This is a genomic window from Gemella sp. GH3, from assembly GCF_013415425.1.
Classification (GTDB): Bacteria; Bacillota; Bacilli; order Staphylococcales; family Gemellaceae; genus Gemelliphila.
In genome coordinates this window covers 19,396-36,430 of sequence record NZ_JACBYC010000149.1, presented here as the reverse complement: position 1 = coordinate 36,430, position 17,035 = coordinate 19,396, and the positions used below count along the sequence as shown (strand labels likewise).

The window sequence follows — 17,035 nt, the reverse complement described above, 5'->3', positions numbered from 1 at the left end:
GATTTATATATATTAAATGATGATTATACACTAAAAGGAAATATATCGGAAAAATTAATATCTGATTCAGATAGCAAGATATCTTATTTAAGGGGGGCTTTTCTTGCGGGGGGATCTATTAATAATCCTAGAACTTCTAATTATCATTTAGAAATTTTTTCACAATATGAAGAACACAATGAAGATTTAAAAAATATTTTAAATGGGTATAATTTGAATGCGAGAAGCTTAGAAAGAAAAAAAGGTTTTATAGTCTATATAAAGGAATCTGAAAAAATATCTGAATTTATTCAAATTTTAGGGGCGAGCAATGCTCTATTCCAGTTTGAAGATGAGCGAATTGTTAGGGATATAAATAACTCTGTTAATAGAATGCAAAATTGTGATTTGGCAAATATGAATAAAACAGTAAATGCTTCTGCTAAACAAGTTGAGGATATTAATATAATAGCAGAGAGATTAGGTTTAGAAAATTTAGATGACAAGCTTAGAGTTGTTGCAGAAGCTAGATTGAAGTATCCGGAGTATCCCCTAAAAGAAATTGCAGAAATAGTAGAAGACGGTAAGTTGTCAAAATCAGGTCTTAATCATAGATTTAGAAAATTGGCTAAAATTGCAAAAGATTTGAGAGAAGGAACATATGAAAAAAATACTTAATTATAACTTTGCAGGTTATAAAATCTGACATGCATTAGATTATAATATTTAGTTTTTGTTATAATTATATAATTACTAAGATAAATTTTATTATAGGGGGGATTTTATGTCTGATAAGATATTAGATTTACTTACGGTAATTAATGATTTTATGTGGTCTTATTTTATTATAGGATTAGTAATTATTACAGGTCTGTATTTTACGTTTAGTACAAAATTTGTACAGTTTACTTTTATAAAAGAAATGTTTAGGTTGATAAAGGAAAAGCCCAAAGTAGATAAAGATGGAAATCAAAAAGGTGTTTCTGCGTTTCAAGCGTTTACTATATCAGCGGCATCAAGAGTTGGAACAGGGACAATTGCAGGAGTTGCAATAGCAATAGCTTTAGGTGGTCCGGGTTCAGTTTTTTGGATGTGGGTAATGGCTCTTTTTGGAGGAGCATCTTCTTTTGCAGAATCTGCTCTTGCACAAGTGTATAAAGTTAAGGATAGAAAAGGTGTTTTTCGTGGGGGCCCTGCTTATTATATGGAAAAAGGTCTTGGTCAAAAGTGGATGGGAGTTGTATTTGCCATAGTTATTTCGATAACTTACGGTTTTGCATTTAACTCTGTTCAAACTAACACAATAGCTCAATCTTTACATATCTACAATATAAATTCTAATATTATAGGTATAATTTTATCTGTTTTGACAGTTTTTGTTATTTTTGGTGGAGTTAAGAAAATAGTTAAAATTACACAATGGTTAGTACCTGTAATGGCGGTAGCTTACTTGTTGATAGTTATAGTTATTATGATAATTAATTTTGAGAAGATACCAGGTTTGATTACTACTATTGTAAAATCAGCTTTTGGATTAGAGCAAGTTGGTGGTGGAGTTATTGGTATGGGAACAGCCGTCTTGTTAGGAGTTAAGAGAGGTATGTTTACTAACGAGGCTGGTCTTGGTTCTACGCCAAATGCAGCAGCAACAGCAGATAGTACGCATCCAGCTAAACAAGGACTTATTCAAACTTTAGGAGTTTATTTTGATACTTGTTTAGTATGTACGGCTACAGCATTTTTAATTTTACTTTATCCAGGTATAGAATATGGTGATGGTACACTAAAAGGTATACAGTTAACTCAAGCAGCACTAACTTCACAAATAGGAAGCGTAGGATCAGTATTTTTGATACTAGCAATATTTTTATTTGGATATAGTTCAGTTATAGGTAATTATTATTACGGAGAAACAAATATTCAATATTTAATACCTAAAAAATGGGCGGTTAATGTTTACAGAGTTTTTGTATGTTTATTTGTTTATTTAGGTAGTATTGCTGATTTGAATTTGGTATGGGGAGTTGCAGACGTTACAATGGGAGTTATGGCTGTACTTAATTTAATAGCCATAATAGGACTTTCTGGAGTAGTTTATGTAGTATTAAAAGATTATATAAGGCAATATAAACAAGGAAAAGATCCTCAATTTTATTTAGATAATTTACCGATAAAAATAAATAATGCTGAATGTTGGAAAGATAAATCAAAATAAAGATTTAATATTATTTTTATAAGAAATAATAATTACAATGAAATAACAATATTTAATTTTTAATGCATTTTTTAACAAAAAATAAAGACGGTACTATGAATTAAATCATAGTATTGTTTTTTTATTAATAATAAGTATTAATAAATGTCTTACATATTTTAATTTGTTGTATCCTTAAAGTTGACTTAATAGTGTTCTTGTAATTTATTTATAAGAAAGGAATTTAACTCGAATATGAAAAACAAGAAGAGTTTTAATTGGCATTCAATGAAACAACGCTATTCACTTCGAAAATATCATTTTGAATTGGATAGTGTGTTTCTTGGTGCTATTTTGTTGACTGGAGAAGAAGTACCAAATAATCCAGATGCAACTAATCCAGATAGTATGAAAAAAGCAGTAACAAGAACAGTTACATACTATACAGAGAATGCAGATGGAACAAATCGCCAACAGGTAGATGAGTCTAAAATACCTACAAAAACAGATACAATTTACTTCAAGAGAACAGGAACAATAAATCTAGTAACAGGAGAAGTAACATTTAAATAGTGGACAGTTATAGATGATAAGTATCAAAAAGATACAACAGATACAACAGGTTCATTTGAAGACTATAAAAACAGTTCATTAGAGGGATATGTACTTTCAAAAGAAGAAGTAGATAGAGGAGATTCAACTTCTGCTAATGCTACTGGAGCATATACAGGTGTTAAAGCTACAGATAATAACTATGAAGATAAGGTAATTTATATTCCAGAAGTAGTTAAAAAAGGTAATGTCGTAATTAAATACGTAAACGAAGCTGGAGAAACAATCAAAGAAGATTATGAGGATACAAAAGAAAGTCCAGTAGGAACAGACTATAATACAGGAGAAAATGAAACAGAGAAACCTAAGATTATAGAAAAAGACGGTAAGAAATATATCTTTACGAAGATAAAAGATGTGATAAAGAAACAGGTAAGGTTGTAGAAGGAACAACAACGGTAACATATATCTACAAAGAGCTAGGAAGCTACGTACCATATATTCCAACAGAACTAGGAAAAGAAATTCCAAAAGTTCCATATGATGAAACACCAGAAGTACCAGGGGATAATCCACCATTACCATACATTCCAGGATATACACCAAAAGATCCGAATGGTAATCCGTTGAAACCAAAAGATCCAAACGACCCAACAAAAGTATATACACCACTGCCAATCGTAGATCCAAATAATCCATGTAAGGACACACCTGTACCTTATGAAAAAGATCCAGAGAATCCAACACCTAATCCTGATAAACCAGAGAAACCAGAAAATCCACCAGTAGATAAGCCAGAAGACAAAGATTTTAAAGTAAAATAAGATCTAATCCGAAGAAACTATCTAATACTGGAGATGAAAATAGTTCAACAACTTATGCAGGATTAACATGACTATTAGCAGCGGCTATAATAGCTTATCGTAAAAGAAAAAAATAATAAATAATATATTTTCTTTTAGCGACAAATAATTAAAAAGAGATATACTTAGAAAATAAGTATATCTCTTTTTTTATATATGTCAGTTATTATTTAATATTTATTAGTCAGTTTAATAAAGAAAGAATATTAATTTTTAGATTATGGATTTTAATGTTTTGTTATAGAATAGTATATATTTTTATGATAAAATTATAGTATATAAGAAAGGAGGATATAATGAAGTACATAATAATTATAATTGTAATTTTAGTTGTAATTTCCTATTTATTTTGGTTGAAATTAAAAAAAGGAAAGCCGGGTAGAATTTCTGGATATGAAGTTGAAAGAAAAACTTATGATGAAGCTTTAGTAGTAGATGTTAGATGGAATAAGGAATATGCAAATGCTCATGCTATAAATGCAGTGAATATACCAATTAAAGTTCTTCGTGATGGTAGTGATATATTAGATTCTTATAAAGATAAGGATATAATACTGTATTGTGTTGTAGATATTACTTCTAGAAATACCGAGAAAATTTTACGTGAAAAAGGATTTAAAAATTTATATATTGGTGATGGGATAAGACAGTATAATTATGGAAAACCTAAATTTAAAAATGTTATCATGGCAGAATTTAAATATTTAAAATCAACAACTAATCATATTTTATTAAATGTTGGAAATGAAAAATTAGAAAGTATAGAGATTAAAAGTAATATAGATAATGTTGTATCAGATACTTCTAGTATTAGTGATGAACAGCTTATATTAGTATATAGTGACAATCCTTCTGATTCTTTAGAAGTAAGCAAAATTTTGTCGGATTTAGGTAAAAAGGTTATTAATTTGATAGAACCTATGGACATCAAAAAGTATACTTTTACGCCGATTAATAAAAAAGACTTCTCACCTGTTCCAATAGAAGATCAAATATCAGAATGTGGTTGAGAGTAATTTTTGTAAGGATATGGATTATCCTAAAAAATATAATTAAGGAGCAAGAAGATGAAAGTTTTGCACGTGTTAGCACAACTTCCTATGAAGACGGGAAGTGGAGTATATTTTTCAAATATAATAGAAGGGTTCAAAAATTTTTCAGATATAGAGCAAGCTTGTTTGTATGGAACTAATTCGGATTATGATATAGATATTCTTGGTAAAGATAAACAATATGAAGTATATTTTGAAACTGATAATTTACCATTTTCTATAGTAGGTATGAGTGATATAATGCCTTATAGAAATACTGTATATTCAGAAATGACAGAAGAAATGATATTTCATTGGAAAAAATCATTTACAGAAAAACTAATTAAAATTAAAGAAGAATTTAATCCTGACATAATTATAACTCATCATTTATGGATGTTAACTTCTATAGTTTGTGAAGTTTTTAATGATAAAAAAATTGTAGCTATATGTCATAATACAGATATAAGACAGGCAGAAAAGCACAATAATATGAAAGATAAATACGTTACTAATTTAGATAAGTTAGACAAAGTATTATCACTAAGCAATAATCAAATAGATGATATAGTAAAAGTTTATAATTATGATAGATTGAAAATACAAAATATAGGAGCAGGATATAATGATAAAGTATTTTATCCTCCTAAAGAACAGTTTGAAAAAAATAATGTAGAACTTATTTATGCAGGTAAATTTGATGAATCTAAAGGTTTTTATGAATTAATAAAGGCATTTAAACAACTACAAGATATCCACAATGATGTGACTTTGGACTTAATAGGAAATGTAAAAGATGAAGATAAAGAAAAAATAGAAAATTCTATAAAAAATATTAAAAATATAAGTATTTATAATGTATCTAATCAAAAAGAATTAGCTGATGTTATGCGTACTAAAGATATTTTTGTACTACCTTCTTACTTTGAAGGTTTAGGTCTTATAGCTGTGGAGGCTTTAGGCAGTGGACTTAGAGCGGTAACCACAGATATAGCAGGATTAATAGAATTTTTGGGAGAAAAAATTAACAATTCAGAAGTTATTGAGTATGTAAAAATGCCGACTATATATGATACAGATAAAGCAGTAGAAGAGGAAAAGCCTTATTTTATAAATAGGTTAGTTGAGGCTATTAATACACAAATTATAAGAACTAGAAAAGAAAGAAGTTTACCAGAAAATATAGTAATTGAAATAGAAAAACATTCTTGGAATGAAAAAATAAAAGAATTGTATAATATTATAAATTCATTGTAGAAACTTTGTACAATATATAGTACCTTTGAACAATTATTAAATTTTGTAATTACTTTAATATAATTTTAAAAAAATAAAAAAGAGATGACAATTATCATCTCTTTTTGTTTAATATTATCACTTTATTATAAAACTATTCGCCTATAATTTTTACTTCTCGTTCTAGTTCAACATTGAATTTTTCAAAAACATTTTGTTGCACTAATTTGATAAGTTTTTTGTAGTCATCACAAGTAGCGTTATTAATATTTACCATAAAACCAGCGTGCTTTGTAGAAACTTGCGCTCCTCCTACAATCAGACCTTGACATCCAGCATCTTGTATTAATTTTCCAGCAAAATACCCTTCTGGTCGTTTGAATACTGAACCGCAAGAAGGATATTCTAGAGGTTGTTTTTCTGCGCGTAATTTATTTAATTCTAGTACTTTATCAATTATAGTTTGTTTATTTTCTGGTTTTAGTTGAAAATAAACTTTAGTAATAATATCTGAATTTTCTTGAATAATTGAATGACGATATGAAAAGTGCATATCATCATTACTATATAATTTTATATTTCCATCTTTATCAATAGTTTCTACTTTTATAACTACATCTTTAACTTCTCCGCCATAAGCTCCAGCATTCATATATATAGCCCCACCAACGCTACCAGGGATACCGCATGCAAATTCTAGATTTGATAGAGAGTTATTTATTAAAAATTGTGTTAATTCATGAAGCGTAACTCCTGCTTCACAACTAACTATATAATCGTCTAAAATTTCAATTTTGTTTAATTTAGATGTTATAACTGTAATACCTCTAATACCTTTATCAGAAATTAGGACATTAGAACCATTTCCTAAAATAGTTAGTTGGATATGTTCTTCTTTAGCAAATTTAATAATATTAGCTAAATCACAGATACTTTTTATAAATATGAGAATATCACTGCTTCCACCTGTTTTTGTATAGGAATAATTTTTTAATGGTTCGTTATATTTTATTTCACTATTTGTTACGAGTTTTTCTATTTTTTCATTAATCATTATTAGCCTCATCAATAATTTTTTGTATAAAATCATTTTTTATTTGGTTATAAATTTTTATATTTGCTTTTTTTTTATAATTTGTTATTTTGAAATCTTGATATTTATTAAATATATTTTTATTTTCTCTTAGTAGATTATTAAATTTTATAAAATTGTTATGCACATTAGAATTTCTCTGAACGATAAAAAGTTTAGTATTATAATTCATTTTATTGAAATCTACAATTTTACAATAAGATACTAATCCTTTATTGTTATGAGCAACTCTATGATAATGTATATTATTTAATCTTTTTTCATCAAATGTTGTAATATCGTGTAAATTATCAACAACTACTAAAATATCAACAATTTTTTCTCCTATGGAATTTTGAAAAGCTGTTGATCCTATATGAATAAATTCGCAATCAGGTAGTTTAGGGATAGATTTAATATTTTTTATTTCGCTATAAAAAATTTTTTGAAATTCTTTATTTGAAATTTTGTTTAAACTTACATTTCTTTTCATCTATACAATCTCTACTTTAATGTTTCTTTTGTATTAAATGTTATATTTGCGTAACATTCTTTTAATATTATAAATTTTCTTAATAGAAATGTAAAGATAAATACTGATTGATAAATTGATTTTTTCTAATTTTTTTTATAAAATTATATATAGTAATGTAATTATTTGTGTGAGGAAAATATAAATTTATGACAGAGAAGAATAACGAACGAATGTCCAGAAGGGCGAGATATACGAGAGGAAAATCGGTAGAGCCTGGCGGATATGTGTCTAGAAATATTTATAATAATCAAGAAAAAGAAAAAAGTTATACTGATGATAATACTATAAAAAGAAGTGCGCCTTCTAGAGTTAGTGCTAAGAGAGGCCAAGCTAGTAATAAAAATAATTATCAGAGTAATAACAAAACTAGGTATATTAGATTGGCTAATAATAAATCTAAAGAAGGTGCGTCCTCTGTGGAACAGCAACTTAATTCATTAAAGACTAGAATTAGTAATAGAAAACCTAAAGGAAAAGATAACGGAAATATATGGCGTAAAATTTTCAAATATGGATTATATTTGACTAGCATAGCTATAATAACAATATTTTTATTATGTGTAGTTTGGATTTATCAAGCTCCAGCATTCGATTCTAATATTCTTGACAATAATAATAGAACTATAGTTTATGATGTAAATAATCAGGAAGTAGCAAAGCTTGGAAATAAAATTGGTGAAAACGTAGAAATGTCAGAAGTTCCTCAGCAGATGCAAGATGCCATTTTGGCAACGGAGGACAATAGATTTTTTGAGCATGGTGCAGTAGACTATAGAAGGCTAGTAGGTGCAGTATTTTCTAACTTGACAAGCGGATTTGGTTCTCAAGGGGGATCTACTATATCTCAACAGTTAATAAAAAGAACATTTTTAGATGATAATAAGAGTGTTAAGAGAAAAGTTCAAGAAGCATACTTAGCCTATAAACTCGAACAAAATTATGATAAAGAAACTATTTTTAATATGTACATAAATAGAATTTACTATTCAGATGGAGTTTATGGCTTGAAAACAGCTGCTAACTATTATTATGGAAAAGAATTAAATCAGTTGACTTTGCCACAGATGGCTTTTCTTGCTGGAATGCCACAACAACCAAATGGGTATAATCCATATGATCATCCAGAAAATGCAAAAAAACGCCGTGATACAGTATTATATTTAATGCAATATCATGGAAAGATAACAGAAGCAGAGGCAGCAGAAGCTCAAGCAACAGATATAATGACTGGAATAGTAAATAGAACAGCTAATGAACGTTATGTTCTTTCTAGTGAATTTGATTCTGCTTATACTGCTTATATGAGTCAAGTTGAGCAAGAATTAAGAAATAGTCCAGAATTTAAAGACTATGAAGGAGATGTGTTAAACTTAGGTTTAAAAGTATATACTAATTTGGATACTACAATTCAAAAAAATATGTCAAATAGTATGAGTTCAAACTTAGTAGGAATTAAACAATCTAGTGAAGTCGCTATGGTAGCATTAAATAATGATAACAGTGGTATAGCAGCTTTATATGGTGGTAGAAACTTCAAGTATGGTGGATTTAATATAGCTACACAATCGAAATTACAACCAGGATCTGCTATTAAACCTATATTAGCTTATGCACCTGCTGTTGAGTATTTAGGTTGGTCAACTAATCATATGATTAATGATACTCAAATACCAGGTACACAAATTCAAAACTGGGATCGTAAGTTTCATGGAAATGTAACTATGAATTACGCTCTTACTATGTCGTTTAATATTCCAGCAATAAAGACGTATCAAGAAGTAGGATTTTCGAACGTGAAAAAATATGCAAATAGTGTAGGTATGGAAGTTACTGATAATTCACTTACTACACCTATAGGTGGTAGTGCTGACGGCTATAGTCCGTTACAAATGGCTGGAGCTTATGTGCCATTCTCTAATGGTGGATACTATGCAACGCCAAAAGCTATAAAAAAAGTTTATGATAGCGAAGAAACGGAATTAAAGAGCTTTAGTAGAGATGATAGAAAACAAGTTATTAAAGATAGTACAGCTTATATTATGACATCTATGCTAAGAAACGTTGTAAATGGTACGGCTCAACAGGCGGCTATTAGTGGGGCGGATATGGGAGTTAAGACTGGAACAACTACTTATTCAGAAGAGGATGCTAACAAGTACGGATTTGACATTGATAATTCTGCTAAAGATTCTTGGGTAGTAGGATACACTAGTAATTATACTTTAGCAGTTTGGCAAGGATTTAGTTCTATTGATGGACCTACTAAATATTTAAGTCAGCAAGATACCCTTAAAACGCAAGCTCTTTATAAAATGAATATGCAAAATATTGTTAATACTTATAGACCAAAATCATTTACTGTTCCTAAGGATGTTGGAAATTATGATGGAGGTATTAAAGTTCTTACAGATAGTGAACGTCGTGAATTAGAAAAAAAACAACAAGAAGAAGCGTCTAAGCGTCAAAATGAACAAAATAATTCTCAAAATAATAACGAAAATAATGATAATGACAATAACTTATCTAATAACAGAACGAACAGCAGCAATGTAGAGAATAATAGTAGTAACAATATAAATAATACAACAAATAATAATAGTAATAATACTCCTAGCAGTAATTCTAGTAATAGAAATAATCGGGGTAGTTAGCAATTATAATATGTGATAGTAACAAAATAGGATAACAAATTGTTATCCTATTTTTATATTTACAATAGTTTTAGGGTATTTATTTTATATTTTTCTTATTTTATTTTCTAACTCTTTAATATTTTTTGAATTAGTTAAAATCATAATATACTTTAATTCTTCTTGCCATTTTTTTATTTCAGCAATTAATTCTTCTTTTCCTTTATTTATTAATATGTCCAAAAATACTCTTGAAATTCCTACGGCTTTTGCTCCTAATGCTAGGCATTTTATGACATCTAAAGGATTTCTGATTCCACCACTAGCAATTATATCTATTTTATTTTTATAATTTTTTGCTATTTCTAGAGACTCTGCAGTAGTATAACCTATTTCTTCTAAATATGGAGATGGATTTTTAGTACGGCTATTTTCTATTTTAGCAAAGTTTGTTCCGTCTTTTCCGCTAATATCAACAGCAGCAAGATTTAACTTTATAGCTAGTTCTATAGTTTTATTATTCATACCGAATCCTGTTTCTTTTAGTATAATAGGTACTTGAGTTTTAGTACTGATTACTTTCAAATTATTTAACCAATTCTCAAAATTTTTATCTCCTTCAGGCATAATCATCTCTTGAAGCGGATTAGTATGTAATTGAATATATTTAGGATTAACTTCTTCTATAGCTTTAAGAACAGTAGAGTAATTTTTGTCTAAACCTATATTTATAGATTTATTTTTTGGATAACATTTTTTATCTTCTTCGTTTTTTAGAGCAGGTGAGTATGATCCTGCAAAAAATTCTATATTACAAATCTCGCATACTTCTTCTAATTGTTTGTTTATAAAATTACATTCTTCTCCGCCAGAAGTTATTGCATTTATAAAAAAAGGATATTGCCATTTTTGATTACAAATGGTTGTTGATGTGTCAACTTCGCTAATTCCAAAATAGGGAATGCTATTGTAGTCTATTCTATAATTATCTAAGCTAGTTTTTGTAGTTTTATCTTTAAGAGCAATATTTATATGATCTTTTTTTCTCATGTGAACTCCTTATAGTTTAGTAAGATCAAGTGTTACACTAAATTTGTTTATTGAACTAGTTCTAAATCCTAATACCATATCACCGCTTCCTGAACCACTTTGTTTACCACAAGGAAATTTCATAATAAATTTTTTCATAGCTATTGTCTCCATAGGTATATTAGATATTTGTTCTAAATATAGTAGGTTTTTTCTTATATCTTTAATAATAGGTATAACTAGATTACCATTGTCCTGTTGTAAATATAGTTTTAATCTCATAACTAGTTGATTTGATCTATCTATAAATTTTTTGTAGCGTCTGTGCTCTAGAATTAGATTTATTTTTGAAGTGAATCCAAAACTTTTGTTATTAATCTCTTTTTTTGTCTCGTTCCAAGCGTTAACGTGAATCTTAGTATCAATAATTTCGCCTGTCCATTTAGCTACCATTTCAATATTTGCCTTAGTTTCTAATTGTTCGATTATAAGTCCAGGCCATTCTAAATTATCTATAATATTTTCTATGCTATTTTCTTTAATTAAATTTTTTAATTTTGTTGTAGAAAATTTTTGGTAAAAAATTACGCCGTTATGACAACTAGCAGCTACATCTCCCATTGAACCAGAAACATTGTTTATTATAGAAAATAGGGTTACTATTTTGAATACTTTAGTATTATCAAAAGGAACTTTGTAAAAGTTCAAGATAGCTTTTGTTATTGCTACTAATACTGCACCTGATGATCCTAATCCGTATTTTTTATCATCACTTTCAATTAATTCATTGAAAATAGTTAGAGAGAAATCATCGTAAATATTTACATAATCTCTAATGAATTCAATTATTTTTTGTATATTTGTAAAATTTTCATGATTATCATTCATAGAAATTTCTGTATAGTGCATATTATCGTAAATTGTAGTTTTTTTTGCAGGACTAATAAAAGCTATAATTTTTTTGTCAACACTTGTAATTATAGCTTTTGAATAGTCTTCTAATATGGCATATTCTCCTGCTATATATAGTTTTCCGTAGGCTACACCATACATTGAATTATTTTTTTCTTCCATAAATATTTTATTTCCTCATATAATTTATCATGATCTTTTTTTTGATATAGAACTTTTACGTTAGGCCCAGCGTCCATAGTAAAATAACACTCTATACCACTATTTCTAATTTTTTTTACGATATCCATAGCCTCATAACTCTCTTCTGTCAAAAAGCTAAAAGATGGGGTAGCGCATTTTGTAGTGCTGTGCATAGCTAGTGCATTGCTCTCTGTTATTTTTCCTATTTTTGTGAAATTATTTTCTTCTATTGCACTAATCATTGAATCAAAATCTTTTTTTGCAGTTTCAGTCCACTCTTTAAAATTAGTTGATGTTTTTACGCATCTCTCCATAGCTTCACGACTAGATATTTCTTTTATATCTTCACTAACTACTAGAATGAACATAGCTAAATCAAGATTACATTTTATTTCTTTTACTGTTCCATCTTCTAGCCAACTAGCCATTTTAAAAAAGCTTCTACAAGATGATCCTGATCCTTCTTTTGCTATTTTTATTAATTGTTCTGTTGACTTATTCAACTTAAAGTATTCGTTACAAGCAATAACAAGTGCCATTGTTCCACTAGAACTTGAAGAGAGCCCAGCCGCAGTTGGTACTGTATTATAGCTTATTATTTTTATTCTCTCTCTCTTGCTTGGAACGAATTTATCTATAAAATTTATTATTTTTGAAACTTCTTTATCTGATTGTTTTTTGTCATTGATATAAAATTCATCGTATCCCGATGAGCTTTTTTCAATTTTAGTTTTTGAATATAAACTATCTAATCTTAGTGATATATTAGGATTAAATGGCAAAACAGGATTTTTAGATTTTTTTCCCCAATACTTAACTAATGCTATATTAGCATAGCCTATACTGAAATTATCCATGATGAATATCCTTTCTGTTTGAGAGCTTCTTGAATCTTATTAGCTTCATCTAGTGTCTTACTTAAAGATATACAGCAACCACCATCTCCGCCTCCAGTGATTTTTGCTCCCAAAGCTCCGTTCTCTTTACAAATATTTATGACCTCGTCATTATTACTATGACTGACTCCAATCTTACTTAGTAAGTATTGAGCCTTGTCCATATAATAGCCAACTTTTTCAATATTTTTATTCAATAAATAAGGTATTACTTCTTCTGTAATTTTCCCTAAATCGTCTATATATTGTTTATTGTTAGAAAAATTTTTCTTTACTCTAGATACGGTATCTTTAGTTATCCCTATTATGCCAGTATCAATTATTAATAAATAACTTTCTAGACAAAAATTTAGAGGCATTGCGCCGTCTTCTTTAGAAAATAATAAAGGACTATTACTAAGAACTTGACTTACGTCTATACCACTAGGATTACCGTGAATAAACTTCTCGCATTTATTAGCAATTTCTTCTATATTTTTGCATTTATTAGCACGTGCTATGGCTACGGATAGTGCTGCAGATGAACCTAATCCACGTCCAACAGGTATAGTACTTTGAATATCTATTTTCGTATTTTTGTCAATATTACATTGTTTAGCTATATAAGAAATTATTTCATCTCGTTCTTGTACATAATCTGTACTTATTAGTGAGGCACTAACAGTCATTTCAACTAAAGGAATTGTAATACCTTTTTTTCCGTAAACTACAGAATGTTCACCGAAAAATATTGCTTTTGCGTGTGTCATAATAACCTCTAATTATATAGTATTTATAGTTATACATATTATAATAGAATTTATGTATAAAGTAAAGAATTGTAGGGCTTTATAACAATTATAAATTATTATTTATAAATCTAATTAAAAAATAACTAAAATATGTTAAATTCATAATTTTAGTTACTTTTTAATAAATATTATTTTTTTATATTATTATAATAAGGTTCTAAATGAACTAATGTTTCGCATGCGAAAAATTCTTGTTGTAGAGCTTTTTCAATTTCTACTGTAATATCATGACTTTTTATGACGTTTAGATTTGGATTAACTGTTACAGTTACGTCAATGAAATGAATTAAACCATGAGATCGACCACGAATTTCTTTTATTTCTATAACTTCTTCTATATTGCTTACAATTTTTTTAATTTTTTCTATAGTTTCTACTTCGATACCATCAGTTAATATATGAGTTGCATCTTTGAATATATTTATAGCTGTATAAATAATAATCAGACCTACTATAGTAGCAGCAATACTATCGGCTTGTTTTACTCCTACTATAGATCCTAAAATACCTACTAATGTTCCAATAGAAACTAGGGCATCGCTTAAGTTATCAAGAGCAGCAGCTTTTAAGGAAGAACTATTTATTTTTTTTGCTAAGTTAAAATTGTAATAGAAAACAATTAACATAACAATAGTAGATATTAGGGCTAATATAGCAGTTTCTATTGTAGGAATAGGATAATCATTACTAATTAAATTTTTTATTGCAAATATAACTACTTGAATACCGGCATACATCATTATAAATGAAGCTATAAGACTAGATATTAGTTCTGCTCGAAAATGACCATAAAGATGATTTTCATCAGCGGGTTTTCTTGATATTTTTAGTCCGATAAGAACAGCTAAAGATGCGATAACATCTGTTGCATTGTTAATTCCGTCTGCTATTAGTGCAGAAGAATTATAAGAAAATCCGAAAATTAGTTTTAAAGAAGAAGAAATTAAATAAGCTAATATACTTATTTTAGCACCACGTTCAGCTTTTTTAAGATTGTCAAATATACTTTTGTTATTCATATCTAACTCCTATAATCTTTATTAAATTAGAGTATTATATCATAAAAATATATTATTGACAATAAAAATAAAATGGTATACAATTATTGAAAAGAAAGAAGAGGTGAATGTCCATTGAATTTATAATAATACAAAGTCATTTTGAATATTTTGTATTGTAAGTTAATGGGCATTTTAATTTAATTTAATATTTTTATAATTTATTCGTCCATATTTAATATTTAGTTTTTTCAGTAGTGCTTATTATTGATTCAAACTTATTTTACAATTATGTATTATTTGTATATTATGGACGTTTTTTTATTTGTAAAATAGCTTGTTAACTTTCAAATAGTTATTTGGAGGTATACTATATGCTATATGTAAAAAATTTAACTATAATGTTAGAAAAAGATTTAAGAACATTAATTAAAGATTTTAATGTATTTATTGATAGATTTTCCAAAGTAGCTTTTATAGGAGAAGAAGGGAACGGGAAATCAACTGTTCTGAAGTTTATGGCTAGTAAGAAACTAGATAATGGTATAAGGATTGTTAGTGGAAAATTAGTAGATAAAGACGAAGTTGTTTGTTACTTACCTCAACAATTATCTAATAGGTATCTATCAATGACTCCTGGAGAATATATTGAATATAATTTTGATTTGAATTATATTGACTATACCAACTTATACTCACTATTGGAGGAGTTAAGTTTGAATAAGGAGTTGATATTCGATTATGAAATAACAATAGGTAATCTTTCAGGAGGAGAAAGATTAAAATTTCTTTTACTATGCGAATTGCTAAAAAATCCTACTGTGTTGTTACTCGATGAACCAAATAATGATTTAGATATGGATTCACTTATTTGGTTGGAAAATTTTATAATAAAAAGTAAATTAACTATCGTTTTTGTTAGTCATGATAAAAGAATATTGGAGCGTTGTTCTAATGTAATTGTAGATTTTGAACAAGTTATGAAAAAGAAAGAATCAAGAATTACAGTTTTCAAAGGTGACTATAGAACATATGTTGATTATAAGGCAAATAAGTTTGAAAATCAGACTAAACAACATAATAAAGAGCAAGAATTATATGATAAAAAGTATAAACGTTACAATGAAATTTATACTAAAGTTCATCATTTACAAAATCAAGCGGTCAGAGATCCACTAGTAGCAAAAAATTTAAAAGATAAGATGCGTTCTTTAAAATCACAAGAAAAAAGATTGCATAAAGAGAAAGGAGCAATTACTAAAAGACCAGATTATGAAGATTCTATATTAATTAAACTTGCTTCTAATAATATTTATGACAGTAAAAAGGTTTTAAATTTCAAACTAGATAAATTAGAAATAAATGGTAAATTATTGGTAGAAGATTGTTCTATAAATATAATAGGACCTCAAAAAATAGCAATAATAGGAAATAATGGTGTAGGGAAAACCAGTTTGTTAAATGAAATTTTGAATTATATGATTAAAAATAAGATGGATTTTAGTTATATGCCACAAGACTATAATGAAAAACTTGACAAAAATATTACTGTAGTTGACTATTTAAAAAGGAATATTGTTGAATATAACAGAGATATGATAGATATTATGTTAGGTTCTTTAAATTTTACTAGAGAAGAAATGATGCATCCTGTTAGTAAGCTGTCTGAGGGACAGAGGGCAAAAGTATTTTTAGCAGAAATTATGATCGAAAAAAAAGATATTATAATATTAGATGAGCCAACTAGAAATCTTTCTATAAAATCTAAAGATGAATTATTTAGAGTATTAAAGATGTTTGCAGGGGTAGTAATTTTTGTATCCCATGATAGAGAGTTTGTAGATAATTTAGCAACAACTATTTACAAAATAGAAAATAAAAAGCTTCTAAAAATAAAAAGTATTGAAAAATAGTTGCATAAATTTGAAAGTTATGATAATATATCACTATATTTTATAGATATATAAAATGCTATGAGCCGATAAGTAAAAGTTTGTGTACCGCTAGGATACAGAAAAGAAATCAGTGGTTGAGAGATTTCTCCTAGACACGACTTTGAAGTAGCCGGTGAGTATCTAAAATGAACTTTAGTAGTTTTAGACGTGGTAGAGCGTTAATCTTATTAAGTGCTAAT

15 protein-coding genes and 1 other annotated feature (1 of these 16 cut by a window edge) are annotated in these 17,035 nt (G+C 27.8%); of the genes, 8 read left to right on the top strand and 7 right to left on the bottom strand.

All coding sequences use genetic code 11. The features are described 5' to 3' along the window. The 6 genes from whiA to HZY83_RS06045 form a co-directional block, all read left to right on the top strand. Positions 1-657: DNA-binding protein WhiA (whiA, locus tag HZY83_RS06075; protein WP_179943163.1), on the top strand; the 657-nt coding region annotated here is incomplete at its 5' end. A gap of 106 nt (positions 658-763) precedes the next feature. Beyond that, positions 764-2,194, top strand: coding sequence for an alanine/glycine:cation symporter family protein (locus HZY83_RS06070; RefSeq protein WP_179943162.1), 1,431 nt, complete (start codon positions 764-766; stop codon positions 2,192-2,194). Positions 2,195-2,428: 234 nt separating this feature from the next. Next, positions 2,429-2,746: a mucin-binding protein gene (locus HZY83_RS06065; protein WP_179943161.1), complete on the top strand. Its 318-nt coding sequence runs from the start codon at positions 2,429-2,431 to the stop codon at positions 2,744-2,746. A gap of 605 nt (positions 2,747-3,351) precedes the next feature. Next, the gene (locus tag HZY83_RS06055; RefSeq protein ID WP_179943160.1) at positions 3,352-3,549 is read left to right on the top strand and encodes a hypothetical protein; all 198 of its coding nucleotides are present in this window, start codon (positions 3,352-3,354) and stop codon (positions 3,547-3,549) included. Positions 3,550-3,884: 335 nt separating this feature from the next. Further along, the gene (locus HZY83_RS06050) at positions 3,885-4,598 is read left to right on the top strand and encodes a rhodanese-like domain-containing protein (RefSeq protein ID WP_179943159.1); all 714 of its coding nucleotides are present in this window, start codon (positions 3,885-3,887) and stop codon (positions 4,596-4,598) included. Positions 4,599-4,655: 57 nt separating this feature from the next. Beyond that, positions 4,656-5,876, top strand: coding sequence for a glycosyltransferase family 4 protein (locus HZY83_RS06045; RefSeq protein WP_179943158.1), 1,221 nt, complete (start codon positions 4,656-4,658; stop codon positions 5,874-5,876). A gap of 133 nt (positions 5,877-6,009) precedes the next feature. Here HZY83_RS06045 and murB read toward each other — a convergent pair whose 3' ends face one another. Both murB and HZY83_RS06035 read right to left on the bottom strand, forming a co-directional pair. Next, positions 6,010-6,909 carry a UDP-N-acetylmuramate dehydrogenase gene (murB, locus tag HZY83_RS06040; RefSeq protein WP_179943157.1) on the bottom strand — a complete coding sequence of 300 codons (900 nt, stop codon included), beginning with the start codon at positions 6,907-6,909 and terminating at the stop codon, positions 6,010-6,012. Beyond that, positions 6,902-7,420, bottom strand: a complete 519-nt coding sequence (locus HZY83_RS06035) for a GrpB family protein (protein ID WP_179943156.1) — start codon at positions 7,418-7,420, stop codon at positions 6,902-6,904. The genes murB and HZY83_RS06035 overlap by 8 nt, the downstream gene beginning before the upstream one ends. A 188-nt stretch (positions 7,421-7,608) precedes the next feature. Here HZY83_RS06035 and HZY83_RS06030 point away from each other — a divergent pair, with 188 nt between their 5' ends. After that, on the top strand, positions 7,609-10,113 hold the full coding sequence (locus HZY83_RS06030; protein ID WP_179943155.1) for a transglycosylase domain-containing protein: 2,505 nt from the start codon (positions 7,609-7,611) through the stop codon (positions 10,111-10,113). An 84-nt stretch (positions 10,114-10,197) separates the two neighbouring features. Here the strand turns inward: HZY83_RS06030 and fni are convergent, their stop codons facing one another. From fni to HZY83_RS06005, 5 genes are all read right to left on the bottom strand, one after another. Next, positions 10,198-11,142: a type 2 isopentenyl-diphosphate Delta-isomerase gene (gene fni, locus HZY83_RS06025; RefSeq protein WP_179943154.1), complete on the bottom strand. Its 945-nt coding sequence runs from the start codon at positions 11,140-11,142 to the stop codon at positions 10,198-10,200. Between the two features lie 9 nt (positions 11,143-11,151). After that, on the bottom strand, positions 11,152-12,195 hold the full coding sequence (locus tag HZY83_RS06020; RefSeq protein WP_179943153.1) for a mevalonate kinase family protein: 1,044 nt from the start codon (positions 12,193-12,195) through the stop codon (positions 11,152-11,154). Beyond that, on the bottom strand, positions 12,162-13,073 hold the full coding sequence (gene mvaD, locus HZY83_RS06015) for a diphosphomevalonate decarboxylase (protein ID WP_179943152.1): 912 nt from the start codon (positions 13,071-13,073) through the stop codon (positions 12,162-12,164). Before mvaD ends, HZY83_RS06020 begins: the two co-directional genes overlap by 34 nt. Next, complete coding sequence (gene mvk, locus HZY83_RS06010; protein ID WP_179943151.1) at positions 13,055-13,861, bottom strand: mevalonate kinase; 807 nt, start codon at positions 13,859-13,861, stop codon at positions 13,055-13,057. Before mvk ends, mvaD begins: the two co-directional genes overlap by 19 nt. A gap of 170 nt (positions 13,862-14,031) precedes the next feature. After that, the gene (locus HZY83_RS06005; RefSeq protein ID WP_179943150.1) at positions 14,032-14,922 is read right to left on the bottom strand and encodes a cation diffusion facilitator family transporter; all 891 of its coding nucleotides are present in this window, start codon (positions 14,920-14,922) and stop codon (positions 14,032-14,034) included. A gap of 353 nt (positions 14,923-15,275) precedes the next feature. On the opposite strand from HZY83_RS06005, the gene HZY83_RS06000 reads away from it, so the two are divergent. Beyond that, positions 15,276-16,814 carry an ATP-binding cassette domain-containing protein gene (locus tag HZY83_RS06000; protein WP_179943149.1) on the top strand — a complete coding sequence of 513 codons (1,539 nt, stop codon included), beginning with the start codon at positions 15,276-15,278 and terminating at the stop codon, positions 16,812-16,814. A gap of 51 nt (positions 16,815-16,865) precedes the next feature. Further along, positions 16,866-17,035: a binding site (T-box leader), on the top strand; it runs 44 nt beyond the window's last position.

Bases quoted from the DNA above. Each gene is read 5' to 3' on its own strand.
- HZY83_RS06070 (WP_179943162.1), top strand. From the start codon at position 764: ATGTCTGATAAGATATTAGATTTACTTACGGTAATTAATGATTTTATG.
- HZY83_RS06065 (WP_179943161.1), top strand. From the start codon at position 2,429: ATGAAAAACAAGAAGAGTTTTAATTGGCATTCAATGAAACAACGCTAT.
- HZY83_RS06050 (WP_179943159.1), top strand. From the start codon at position 3,885: ATGAAGTACATAATAATTATAATTGTAATTTTAGTTGTAATTTCCTAT.
- HZY83_RS06045 (WP_179943158.1), top strand. From the start codon at position 4,656: ATGAAAGTTTTGCACGTGTTAGCACAACTTCCTATGAAGACGGGAAGT.
- murB (WP_179943157.1), bottom strand. From the start codon at position 6,909: ATGATTAATGAAAAAATAGAAAAACTCGTAACAAATAGTGAAATAAAA.
- HZY83_RS06035 (WP_179943156.1), bottom strand. From the start codon at position 7,420: ATGAAAAGAAATGTAAGTTTAAACAAAATTTCAAATAAAGAATTTCAA.
- HZY83_RS06030 (WP_179943155.1), top strand. From the start codon at position 7,609: ATGACAGAGAAGAATAACGAACGAATGTCCAGAAGGGCGAGATATACG.
- fni (WP_179943154.1), bottom strand. From the start codon at position 11,142: ATGAGAAAAAAAGATCATATAAATATTGCTCTTAAAGATAAAACTACA.
- HZY83_RS06020 (WP_179943153.1), bottom strand. From the start codon at position 12,195: ATGGAAGAAAAAAATAATTCAATGTATGGTGTAGCCTACGGAAAACTA.
- mvaD (WP_179943152.1), bottom strand. From the start codon at position 13,073: ATGGATAATTTCAGTATAGGCTATGCTAATATAGCATTAGTTAAGTAT.
- mvk (WP_179943151.1), bottom strand. From the start codon at position 13,861: ATGACACACGCAAAAGCAATATTTTTCGGTGAACATTCTGTAGTTTAC.
- HZY83_RS06005 (WP_179943150.1), bottom strand. From the start codon at position 14,922: ATGAATAACAAAAGTATATTTGACAATCTTAAAAAAGCTGAACGTGGT.
- HZY83_RS06000 (WP_179943149.1), top strand. From the start codon at position 15,276: ATGCTATATGTAAAAAATTTAACTATAATGTTAGAAAAAGATTTAAGA.